This window comes from Chryseobacterium pyrolae, assembly GCF_025153485.1.
Taxonomy (GTDB): domain Bacteria; phylum Bacteroidota; class Bacteroidia; order Flavobacteriales; family Weeksellaceae; genus Chryseobacterium; species Chryseobacterium antibioticum.
This window is the reverse complement of record NZ_JANZQH010000017.1, coordinates 1-12146: the sequence shown is the minus strand read 5'-3', so window position 1 is coordinate 12146 and position 12146 is coordinate 1. Positions and strand designations below refer to the sequence as shown.

General features: G+C 31.4%; 10 protein-coding genes. 1 reads left to right on the top strand and 9 read right to left on the bottom strand.

All coding sequences use genetic code 11. From position 1 onward, the window contains the following. Nucleotides 1-300: 300 nt before the first annotated feature. The 9 genes from NZD88_RS21050 to NZD88_RS21010 all read right to left on the bottom strand — a co-directional run bounded on the left by NZD88_RS21050 (nucleotide 301) and on the right by NZD88_RS21010 (nucleotide 8826). Entirely contained in the window at nucleotides 301-717 is a 417-nt protein-coding gene (locus tag NZD88_RS21050) for an EamA family transporter (RefSeq protein ID WP_259831773.1), read from the bottom strand. A 13-nt stretch (nucleotides 718-730) separates the two neighbouring features. Beyond that, the gene (locus tag NZD88_RS21045; protein ID WP_259831770.1) at nucleotides 731-1465 is read right to left on the bottom strand and encodes a phosphatase PAP2 family protein; all 735 of its coding nucleotides are present in this window, start codon (nucleotides 1463-1465) and stop codon (nucleotides 731-733) included. Between the two features lie 91 nt (nucleotides 1466-1556). Next, nucleotides 1557-2141, bottom strand: a complete 585-nt coding sequence (locus NZD88_RS21040; protein ID WP_259831769.1) for an HD domain-containing protein — start codon at nucleotides 2139-2141, stop codon at nucleotides 1557-1559. 20 nt (nucleotides 2142-2161) lie between these two features. Then, on the bottom strand, nucleotides 2162-4588 hold the full coding sequence (locus NZD88_RS21035; protein WP_259831767.1) for a TonB-dependent receptor: 2427 nt from the start codon (nucleotides 4586-4588) through the stop codon (nucleotides 2162-2164). An 11-nt stretch (nucleotides 4589-4599) separates the two neighbouring features. Next, nucleotides 4600-5028: a PepSY-like domain-containing protein gene (locus tag NZD88_RS21030; RefSeq protein WP_259831765.1), complete on the bottom strand. Its 429-nt coding sequence runs from the start codon at nucleotides 5026-5028 to the stop codon at nucleotides 4600-4602. Between the two features lie 63 nt (nucleotides 5029-5091). Beyond that, nucleotides 5092-5844: a COG4705 family protein gene (locus tag NZD88_RS21025; RefSeq protein WP_259831763.1), complete on the bottom strand. Its 753-nt coding sequence runs from the start codon at nucleotides 5842-5844 to the stop codon at nucleotides 5092-5094. A 332-nt stretch (nucleotides 5845-6176) separates the two neighbouring features. After that, complete coding sequence (locus NZD88_RS21020) at nucleotides 6177-7463, bottom strand: sensor histidine kinase (protein ID WP_259831761.1); 1287 nt, start codon at nucleotides 7461-7463, stop codon at nucleotides 6177-6179. Nucleotides 7464-7469: 6 nt separating this feature from the next. Next, nucleotides 7470-8147, bottom strand: a complete 678-nt coding sequence (locus NZD88_RS21015; RefSeq protein WP_259831759.1) for a response regulator transcription factor — start codon at nucleotides 8145-8147, stop codon at nucleotides 7470-7472. 76 nt (nucleotides 8148-8223) lie between these two features. Next, nucleotides 8224-8826: a recombinase family protein gene (locus NZD88_RS21010; RefSeq protein ID WP_259831758.1), complete on the bottom strand. Its 603-nt coding sequence runs from the start codon at nucleotides 8824-8826 to the stop codon at nucleotides 8224-8226. A 206-nt stretch (nucleotides 8827-9032) separates the two neighbouring features. Here NZD88_RS21010 and NZD88_RS21005 point away from each other — a divergent pair, with 206 nt between their 5' ends. Next, nucleotides 9033-12107 (top strand): Tn3 family transposase, encoded by a 3075-nt coding sequence (locus NZD88_RS21005; protein ID WP_259831757.1) that lies wholly within the window; start codon nucleotides 9033-9035, stop codon nucleotides 12105-12107. Nucleotides 12108-12146: the final 39 nt, after the last annotated feature.

Sequence of the window (12146 nt, the reverse complement as noted above, 5' to 3'; positions counted from 1 at the left end):
TTGGGTTCAAACCAAAAATAGGACAAAATGTTTGTTTTAAGTCGTAATTAATTGATTTTAAAATATTTATATATAATTTTAAAATTAAGATTTATTAAATTTCATATCAAATAGTGATGATTGAACCCACTATTCATACAAACATCATAGTTCCACCAATGATTAGTAAAGCCCTTACCGTGGTTTTTAGGGTTAATGTTTCTTTAAAAAATAATATCTATAAAATTACGGCTATTGGCTTCAAACCAAAAATGGGGCAAAATGTCCACTTCGTTAAATAATTTGATGATGAGAACCCAACTATTTCATTGCAAACAAAATAGTTCCGCCAATGATTAATAAAGCTCCGATTGCTGTTTTTAACGTTAATGTTTCTTTGAAAAATAATACAGATAAAATAATGGCAATAGCCACACTTAATTTATCTACAGCGACTACTTGCGACACTTTTCCGATTTGCAGTGCTTTAAAATAAAACAGCCACGATAATCCGGTTGCAATCCCGGAAAGAACAAGAAAAATAATATTAAATTTTGACAGCGAACCTATATCTTTCGCTTCACCTTTTATGAACACGATACTCCAGACCAATACAAGGATAATCACAGTCCTTATCCCGGTTGCGAGGTTAGAATTGACATTGGAAACTCCCATTTTGGCAAAAACAGCTGTAAATGCAGCAAATAATGCCGACAACAGCGCATAATAGAACCACATATTTCTTATTAATTTAAAAAGTTTTAACCAAACCTATTCCCACACTTTTATTCTGATAAAAAGGCATTACCATCGTTGCTGTATTTTTATTTTTTCCACCCAGCAAATTATTGATTTTAGGATATAGCCAATAAGCTAATTCTGTTGAAAGTATCCCAAAACCTGCTCCAGCAACTACATCCCCTACCCAATGTTTATCATTCAACATTCTGTAAACTCCTGTAAAAACAGCGAGAGAATACCCTGAAACTCCCAGCCAGAAGTTGGTATCCTTATATTCCCTGAACATAAATTGAGCCGAAGCAAATGCTATGGCCGTATGACCTGAAGGAAACGACAGATTGTTGGACCCATCCGGTCTTTCTTCTTTTACAATATGTTTTAAAGGAATCGTGATGGCCGATGTTATCAACATTGACGTTCCGTAAATGATACTTCTGTCTTTAAAATTATGCTTTCCCTGCACTCCTAATGCATTTAACCCGTATACCAAAACGGCAGGCGCAAACTGACTATAACTATCCAACTTGATATGATCAGGTTTGTGCTCATTAATTTCGTCTCTGGTGGAGAAGTTTAATTGCTTCAGACCATTTACGGACAAGCTGGCAACTCCGTAACTAATAAGTGCGGCAGGAATGATTAAGCTTTTATAATTTAGATGACTTTTTCCAGTATTCAACGTAGCGATACTGTCTTTTTGGGGCTCCTGAACCTGAATGGTATCATTGCCTGTTTGCGCAGTCATTTTTCCACAAGCAAAAATTAATACGAAAAGGCGGAATACTATTTTTTTAGTGAATTTTGACATCTTAGTAAGTAATTAATTGATTTTAAATTTATTCAGAATAGATCATTAATTGAATATTCACTTCTTTAAACTTTGCAAGAACTTTTTGACCGTAGTCTGTGTAATATTCATGATTTTTCAAGAAACTGAGGTTCTTTTGCAGCCATTCTTCATCCGTATAAATAAGGCCGAGATATTTTTCAAATTCTTGTCTTAGCGCTTTTTCATACTTTGAATAATTGGGTCGTGTCAAATGATATAAATCTGCATCACACAGCACTTTTTCTAGTAAAGAAGATGGTTTTGGGGGATATTTTGTAGAATCAATACAGCTTAAAACAGCATCAATAAAATCTTTTTCGCATCCAAAATTTTCTAAGAAATTCTGTGCTATTTTTTTACTTTCCTCTTCATGACCAATATAAAGATTCACATATCCGCAGTCATGAAACCATGCTGCCACCTGTAAGACAAGCATTTCCTCCTCCGAAAGGTTACTTTGCGCACCAATTTCCCGTACCGCATTTACTACATCATAAGTATGCCCCATACAGTGAAAAGAAAAATCCTCTGAAAGATTTTCTGAAAGAAATAATGTTACATAACTGCTTACAGCTTCTACCAAATTATCCATGATCACTGTTGAGTTTTTTATTAAAATTTATAACTATAGCCTAGTCTTACAACTTGAGTTTCATAATAATCATCACTTGTATAAGCAAATCCATTTCCCTGTATTTTCTTCTTAATTACCATTGTATTCAGCAAATCTGTAGCGTTTAATAATATTTCTCCTTTTCCGTTTTGGATCGATTTTTTCACTCCCAAGTCCATTGAAAACCTTGAACCAATTTTCCCTTGTGGAATAATATCCGGAGCCAGATAAACAGCTGTCAATTGTGTATCAAACCCCTTAGAAAGCTTAAAAATGTTATTCAATTTTACATTTCCAGAAATAGCTGTTTCCCGATTAGCAGAAAATATATTGGGTTGTGGATAAAGGTTTCCCACCGAAAAGGCATCAATCTGATTTCTGTAAACATTTCCATTGATATTAAAAGAATAGGCTTTCGAAACTTTCTGATTCCAGATCATTTCCAGCCCTGAATTATAACTTTTTCCTGCATTTTGAAATACTGCATAAATCAGGGTACTTTCAGGAACAATACTTGAAATTCTGGTGATCGTCCCGTTGGCAAAACGATGATAAAGAGCAGAATACAGATGCCCGCTATCCCAATTATATTTGTGTCCAAATTCAATCGAATTGGTAAACTGGGGTCTTAACTGTGGGTTTCCGACTTTAATGATTTCAGCATCATCATATTTTGGGAAAATCCGGATATCAACTTCATTTGGCCTATCAACTCTCCTATTATAAAATACGGATAACTTGTTGTGATCGTTTAATTTATAAGCCAGTCTCAGGTTTGGGAATGGTTGTGTATAATTATAGCTGTCACTTTTGTACGTCGGATGATTGGGATTCACATCATACTGAATTTTCACATATTCCAGTCTTACCCCAAGCTCGGCTTCCCATTTTTCGTTTTCGAAAATATAATTACCATAAACAGCAGGAATCAACTCCTTATAAGTGGCCCAACCTCCTGCATTGGTATCCAAAACAGAATTTACACCCGGAATAAAATTCATGTCCGTAGGAATACTTCTGTTTCTAACTTTAATTCCGGTTTCAATGCGTCCGTATTTCAGAGGTTTCACATAATCAATATTAAAATCATAAACCTGTTCGTCAGACAATAATTTAAAGGCATCTGTTCCGGTTGAAGCCGGCAAATAATTATCGTAAAAATATTTCTCGTCTTCTCTGTGGAATGTGTAGTTGAATCCGATATTCAATACATGTCCTGCCTCTTTGAACTTATGCTGATAAGAAGCTGTTGCCATTATTGTGGTTTTCAATTCATCCTCCAAAAACTGCCAAAGACGAAGACGTTGAGATAGATCTCCGTTAAAAAATGGTTGGTCTCCACGATCTATAATTTTCTCACTTCCATAAAGCCCAGAAAAGGTTAAAGTATTATAAGAATCTATATTCCAGTCGATTCCTGCTTTTGTAGTAAGATAATTGGTATTTCTGTTTCTTTTTAGTTGTGAATTAATGATCGTTCCGTCGTCATAAGTTCGGGTTACAAATTCATTTTTATTAAGCGTTTCCGTATATAAATTATCTGCCTGGAGGAAAATATTAACCTTATCTTTTCTATAGTTAAGCGAAACCGAAGGATTTATTTTTGGTGTAATCGTATATTGAGGTCTTACCGTTGGCAAATTTTCTTTTCTTACCCAATAGGAACCTGTACCATACGTAAAGCCAACTTTCCCGTTCCAGCCGTTCTGTTTATTTTTCTTCATAATAATATTAATAATTCCGGCATTTCCATTCGCATCATATTTTGATGAAGGATTGTTGATGATCTCAATTTTATCAATCGCAGAAGATGGAATATTATCCAGTCCGCTTTGGCTTCCAAAACCAGTTAATGCAGTTTGTTTACCATCAATTAAAACAGTTACTTTATCGTTACCGCGCAGTTGCACTTTTCCATCCTGAACAGTTACTCCAGGAAGATTTTGCATACTTTGCAAAACCGAACCTCCGCTTTGGCTGACATTATCTGCCACAGAATAGGTCTTTTTATCAAGCTGATTGCCGATCTCATTCTTTTTAGAAGCTGTTACAACAATTTCTTCAATTTTTGATTCTTTTTCGCTTTCAATGGGGTCAAGTTCGATGGGAGGAATCTCTAGAAATTCTGATAGACTTCCTACAAAAAGGGACTGTGTCTGCCTTCGAAATCCCGAGAACGAAAATTCCAATTGATAATTTCCAGGTTTGATTCCGGCTAATGAAAACCTCCCTTCTTCATCGGTTATCGTTCCGGCAACAAATGCAGTGTCTTTCTCGGTTTTTGCTATCACATTTACATATGACAATACCGATAATCTCATTCTATTTTTTACATTTCCGGAAATGGTAACAACAGCTACCTGTGCAAAAGCCATTGAAGAAAACAACAGCATTATTAAAAACGGTAACAGCTTGATCCTATTCATATTTATTAAATTTAGTTTTTGTTTTCCTTTAAAAACATCCCTTTATTGTCGAAAATCAGATCTTTTCCGTTTATTTCTGCTTCATAGATAAGAATACCTTTTGCATTTGTAATTTTCGCGGCTTCTTTTATTTTCTGATTGGGGTAATTTTTAGTGATATATGCTTTGATGGGTGCAGAAAGAGAATTGATACTCATCTCTGTTTCTGTTTCAAGAATGTTGCCTGAAGGAGTGATCACAACAGAAGTTTCCGTTCCGTTTACTTTAAAACCTGCTTCATAATTACCATCTTCTTTTACCCATTTTACCTCCTTAACCGTTGGAAATTGTTTTTGAAAACCTTTCTGGGCAGATGCAGGAACATCTTTCTGTTGAACTTTTTGAGCATTAACAAAAGCTACTGCTGAAATCACTGTCAATAGGAATGCTAACTTTTTCATTTTAATTAAATTTTTAATTTGTAAGGCAATATTCAGGAATGATTTAGAAGAAATTTTGAATTTTTAGTTTTGAAGATCTAATTCTTTCTTTTGCTTTTGATGTGATATAATAATCATCAGAAATAATAGACCTAAAGAAATCAATGAAGCGTATAGTGTACTGAGATTTAATCCACCTTTTAAAATAGGTTTAGTAAGAAAATCTCCGAAAGTTGCTCCAAAAGGCCTTGTAAAAACAAAAGCGACCCAAAACAACAGAACATGATTGATCTTTGTAAAATAATGAAGCAGAACAACAATAAGTATGATAACACCTGTAATCACAGCTCCTGCTAAATAGCTATATCTTAAATTATCACTCAGGTAATCTCCAAACGCTGTTCCCAGACTGTTGGAGAAAAGAATAGCCATCCAGTAAAAAATCTCTTTATTTCTTTCAAAAACCGGATATACTTCAAGAGTATTATATTTTTTATACCATAGAAAAAGTGTCGTCTGAAGACCGCTTACCAGTATTAAACTACCCAATAAATATCCGATTTTCAGGGTTCTGTCTATAAAATCAGAAATTTCCGTTCCTAATGTGGTTGTTCCTATAATAACCAGCCAGTAAATGACCGGAATGTATTTTTTTACATTCAGCTGTATTGTAATAATAATGATGAAAAATAAAAGGGTAATTCCTATTCCAACAGCGTAACCAAGATTGAGCGTCATAGAGATAAAATCTCCTAAAGTTTCTCCCAGTGTCGTTGCAGTTATTTTCATCAGCCAGAATAGAAGGGTTACAGCTGCTACCTTATTTAGCGTTTTCATATTTTTCTTACAAATTTGACATACAATTTTGTAGAAATTTAGAATGCTTATTTTCTGTAAAATTATTTAGCTTTCATTTTGCCATTTTTAAATCCTACCCTCGCGGGTCTGATAATATGAAATGTTTAACTCTTTTTCTATAGTCAATTTATTTTTTCAGGATTTTGCTTAAGATTATAAATAATGGCAGGAATATGATGCTTGTCGATATTAATTTCCATTTTCCCGGGGATGCTGTAAAATGATCTGTACCGATGATAAAAACAATATTTTTGAACTATGGTTTTCTCTTGGCGGTCGCAATGAATTTTCCTAAATAATAATTTTAATTTTTATAATATGACAGAAAAAATATGCAGCCTATTTTCAAATTTATAACTGATTTTCCATTGATGAAATTTGCAAATTTCCCTAATTATAGCCAATCCTAAACCACTACCTTTATGATCCGCGGAAAGCTTTGAAAACCTCTTGAATAAAAGTTCTGTATTCAATTTTTCTGTTCCGGAATTAGCAACCTCAAGCACACAACTTGTTAGTTTTACCGAGATTGATCCGTTAGGGGAAGTATGCCGAATTGCATTTAGTATCAGATTATTAATAAGGACTTCCGTTAAACCGCTGTTTCCGTTTACTTTTATATCAACAGAAATATTTTTATCAACAGAAATATTTTTTTGATCGAAATGCTCCTGTAAAATTTCCATACTTTGATGTAATAAGCCATCAAATCGAATAATTTCAGTGTTATCAAACTGACTATTGTCAATTTTGGCCAGTAACAAAAGGTTTTTATTAATTCTGGAACTTCTTGTTAAAGCCCTGTTCATTTCTTCAGCAATCTGATATTGTCTTTGTGTAAGATCTTCGCTTTGCAGTAAAATATCCAACTTGTTTTTCAAAATTGCTAAAGGAGTCTGTAATTCGTGTGAAGCATTTTCGGTGAATTCTTTTTGAGTTTTAAAAACCGAAATATTGTGCTCTATTAATTTTCTTAAAGATCGGTTGAGTTCTTCAAATTCTGTTATTTCAGTTTTATCAAATTCGATTTTTGTCTGGCTGTTGAGATTAAATGTTTTCAGCTTATCCAAAGTATTTCGGAATGGTTCCCAGACTGAAGCCGAAAGCCTTTTGTTTAAAAACAATAAACCAACAACGATAAGAAGAAAGAAGAAAATGGTAACTAAAGCAATGGCAGCAACGGTTTCCTGAGATTCTTCAATATTGGTTTCAACGGTAAAAAGGAAAGGCTTTTTATTAATATAAATCACTTTCATTAAGCATCTATATCGTTCTATCTCAGGTTGTGATACAAACGTTTTCTGCTTTTCTACAGTAAAAAACACATCTTTTTTTGCACTATTGGATAATGCTTTTTTAATATCGGTTCCCGGCTGGATCTGATTCCAAAGCACTAGACTTTTCTCCAATTCTTGATCAGAAAGCTTTAAACTATTAAATTCATAAGCAGTCTTTTCTGCAATTGTTCCATTATGTTCATCCAATTCACCTTTCCAAATGGTATCAACTACAATATAATATACAGGAATACTAATGACCAGAATGATAAGGACATAAATAATAAATGGCTTTGTAGTCTTGCTTAATAATGGTTTCATAGGTATTTAGTTACTTTCCCATTTATATCCCGTTCCGTACACAGTTTTCAGATAATGATCACATCCAGCATCGTATAATTTTTTTTTCAGATTCTTTACATGTGCATATACAAAATCATGATTGTCTAGCATATCTGCAAAATCACCGGACAAATGTTCTGCTAAAGTGCTTTTGGAAATTACCTTATTTTTATTTCCTATAAAATAGATCAACAGATCGAACTCTTTTTTGGTAAGAGTAATGGTCTGATGATTAATTGAAACAGTTTTTGCTAAAAGATCGACCTCTACTTCATTCTGCCTTACAACATTTGAATTGTTAAATTGCTTTCTGCGGATGATCGAATAGATCCTTGCCATTAATTCGGAAAGATGAAAAGGTTTGGTAAGATAATCATCAGCACCTAGTTGTAAACCTTTTACTTTATCATCTAAAGCATTTTTCGCAGAAATAATGATAACACCATCTTGTTTATTTTGCTTTTTCAATTCTTCTAAAATAGTAAGTCCGTTTCCATCTGGAAGCATGATATCAAGCAGAATACAATCATAATTAAAAGTCTCTATTTTGTCCATTGCATCACTAAATGTCGTTGCAAACTCACATAAATAGTGTTCTCCGGAAAGATATTCGGAGATACTTTTTGCCAATTCTGTTTCGTCTTCTATTATTAAGATCTTCATTTTACAAATCTATATCTTCAATTTTGAAGAAATTTTGAATTAATTGTTTGCCATATAATGTAGGCAGTTATAGAAATTATTTATAATGGATATATTTTTTAACTTTTTGTACTGTATTTTTAGAGCAATCTGTAAGTTTAGCAATTTCTATAATGGTTGGTGGATTTTTTTTATTCAAATAATGAATAACATTCGGGTACTTGGCTAAAAATTCGTCCACAGATTCTGTTGTATTTTTTAATCTCCCTTTATAGATTCCCTTAGCTTTTGCAATTGCAATTCCTTCTTTTTGTCTCTCCAATAAAGAGTTTCTTTCCATTTCACTAATATTGGCTAAAACACTAATGATTAATTTAAATGTCGGGTTTTCTTTACCATTAACCCAACTTTCCAGCCCTAAATTATCTACCTTTAAACAAATATTATTTTTGTGGAATTTCTCAATAGTCTGTAATACATCCAATGTATTTCTTCCTAATCTGTCAATACTTGAAACACTCATGTAATGTATCTTATTTTCTTCAACGGCTTTGAGAAGCTCTTTTGCATGGACTCTCTCACTAAATGGAATTGAACCGCTAAGTTTATCTATATAGATTTTTTCATCAGGATATTGTTTTTCTAACTGCCGTTCAATTTTTTGGTTTAATGTAGATACTCTTATATATCTTGCCTTCATGTTAGAATTTTTTTGTTAATAAATATAAATAAAATTTACCAATTTTAGGATGGGTGTTTTTGGGATGGGGTTATTTCATTTAAATTGTATAAATCATTCTTATTTTCAACCCAATGTTAAACTATAGTCTAATTTTGGGAAATCCCAAAATTTAAAATGTATAGAAAACGTCTTTTTAATATATTTATAAATATAAAAAAATTCTGATGTCAAGAATAAATCTATTAAAAGAAAAAGATATTGAGCTGTTTGATAATCCTATTGAATTATCAAACGAAGAAAGAAAAATATTATTTACTTTAGAGTTTGATACTGAACTTGATCCGAACTTAAGAAAAGGTATTACTACTGTTGGTTATATTCTTCAAAAAGGATACTTTCTTGCCCAGAAAAAATTCTTTGTTCCCAGCCAGTACAGAGAAGATGATATTAAATATGTATCTGAACTTTGTGGTTTAAGTTTCAAAGTAGATATTTTAAAATATAAAAAGTACGCATACAATAGACATCGAACATTTATCTTAAATAAATTTGGATACAGATCCTTTACTAAAAATAAGGATTTATTTGAAAAGGAAACATCAGAATTGGTTAAAACTCCATTAAGACCAAAAGAACTTTTTAATTCGTTGATTTCGTTCTTAGAAGAAAAAAAGATTGAGCAGCCAAAGTATTATATTTTTGCTCAGACTATAGCAGAATCTTTAAATTTATTTGAACAGAATTTAGTAAGTATAATTGATCAGAATCTCACTATAGTTCAGAAAAATTTGTTAGATGAGATGATGAAACTTCCAACCAATGATGATGAAGTAACTTCTAAAAATCCATATCTGATCACAAAGCTGAAACGAGTTATTCAAGCAACAACACCAAGAAAAATTAAAGAAAGTATTGATGATTTTAGTATAATTAGAGATATGCATTTTCATCTTACTAATATTACTAAACTGAATGAAATTTCCGGCATATTAAATTATTATGCTGTTTGGGTTGTTAAAGCTGAACATATACAGTTTGATAGTATTAGAGATATTGAAAGAAAAAGACTTTATATAGTATCATTCATTATTTATCAATATCGTATTCGTCAAGATTCATTCGTTGATATCTTTCTACAGGTAATTCAAAAATATTATAATAATGCTAATAAGTTGATAGCAAATGATTTTTTAAAGAAAGATCTAAAACCTAGTAAACAAAAACAGTTAATGAAAATTAGAAACATTATTTTTTCTTCAAAAAAACAATTAGAAAAGGTAAAACAAATAATTTTTACAAATCAGTATGGAGATTCTGAAAAACTGAGATTAATAAAAAACATTTTAGCTTCTGAAAATGAATCTTTTCACGATAATATTATTCAAGAAATTGACAAACTTGAAAATTTAGGAACAGCAGCATTAAAAGAAGAATTATTCTTTAAAGCCTTAAATAATGGATATAGAAAAATACACAATAGGGTTGGAGGAATTTTATTAATGCTTGAATTCAATACTGAAATGTCTGATTCGAATGTAATATCTGCAATAAAAAATTATCAAACTAAAAATGGAAAAATAACTCATATTTCTCCTACGGAATTTATTGCCAAAAATGAACAAAAATGGCTGTTTAATGATAACGGAGAATTTAATAGCCAAATGTATAAAATTCTTTTGTTCAAAGAGGTTTCTAATCATATAAAAGCAGGTACGTTAAACCTGAAATTTTCAGATAAGTATAAATCAATTGATGATTACTTAATTGGTCAGAACCGCTGGAAATTGGATAAAAAAGAACTTTTGGATAGAGCAAATATCAATCACTTATATGATATGCAAGATGCTTTGTCATTTCTAAAAGAGAATATGGCTGAACATTACAAAAAAACTAATGAAAATATAATAACGAATGAATATTTAAAATTTAATAAAGATAACAGACCAAGAGTAACTACCCCCAAATTAACCGAATCTACAAGTCATTTTGTTCATGAAATCATCGGAGAAAACATTTATATACCTCTTACAAAAATATTATCTGACATTAATTTTTCTACAAATTACACTTCTTCTTTTTTACATTATAGCCGAAAATCAAGTAAAGATTCACCTTCTGAAAATATTATTTATGCTGCAATTATAGCATTGGGATGTAACATTGGAATAAGGAAAATGGGTAAAATATCTACAGGTATTGGAGCTGATAAATTGGAATATGTAGTACGATGGTTTTTTAGTAAAGATAATATTGATGAAGCAAATCGGATGGTTCTAGACATCGTAGAAAAATTATCCCTTCCTAAAATATATCTTCAAAAGAAAGATTCATTACATACTTCTAGTGATGGGCAAAAATTTAATGTAACTGTTCCGTCAATTAATGCTACTCATTCTTTCAAATACTTTGGAACAGGAAAAGGTATTTCTGCATACAGTTTTATTGATGAAAAAAGCAAACTTTTTTATAATAGTGTAATTAGTGCTTCTGAAAGAGAAGCCGGATACATTCTTGATGGACTGCTTCATAATAGAGATATAGAAAGTGATATGCATTCTACAGATACTCATGGATATAGTGAAGTTATATTTGGTGTATGTAATTCTTTGGGAATTTTATTCGCTCCTAGAATTAAAAATTATAATGACCAGCTATTATACACTTTTAAGGAGGTACCAAGAAACATATATGAAAATAAAGGCTATAAAATACTTCCATCAAAGAGTATGTATATTGATGAATCTATGATTTCAGATCAATGGGAAAATATACTAAGGTTATTATGTTCAATTAAATTAGGAGAAACAAAATCTTCTATTATTTTAAAGAGATTAAGCTCATATGCAAAGCAACATCCTCTCCACAAAGCAATAAAAGAAATAGGACGAATTCATAAAACTATTTTTTTATTAAGGTATTTCGATGAAACCCATCTACGACAAAATATTGAAAAACAATTAAATAAAATTGAGTTATCTCACTTATTTGCTAAAGCTGTCTTTTTTGGAAATAATCAAGAATTAAAATATGAAAGTAAAGAAGAACAAGAAATTGTAGTAGCGTGTAGGCACTTAATCCAAAATGCAATTATCTTATGGAATTATCTTTTTATATCAAATAAATTATCCGAAATTGAAGAGGATGATGAAGTACAGAAGAATGTAGAATTAATGAAAAACAGTTCAATAATGACTTGGCAGCACGTTAATATGCATGGAGAATACGATTTTATAATTAACCTAGACAAACCATCTTTTGACATGGCTAAAATTAATTCATTTAAAATCAATCAATTATAATCTGAAACAAACATTTTGTCCCATTTTTGGTTTGAAGCC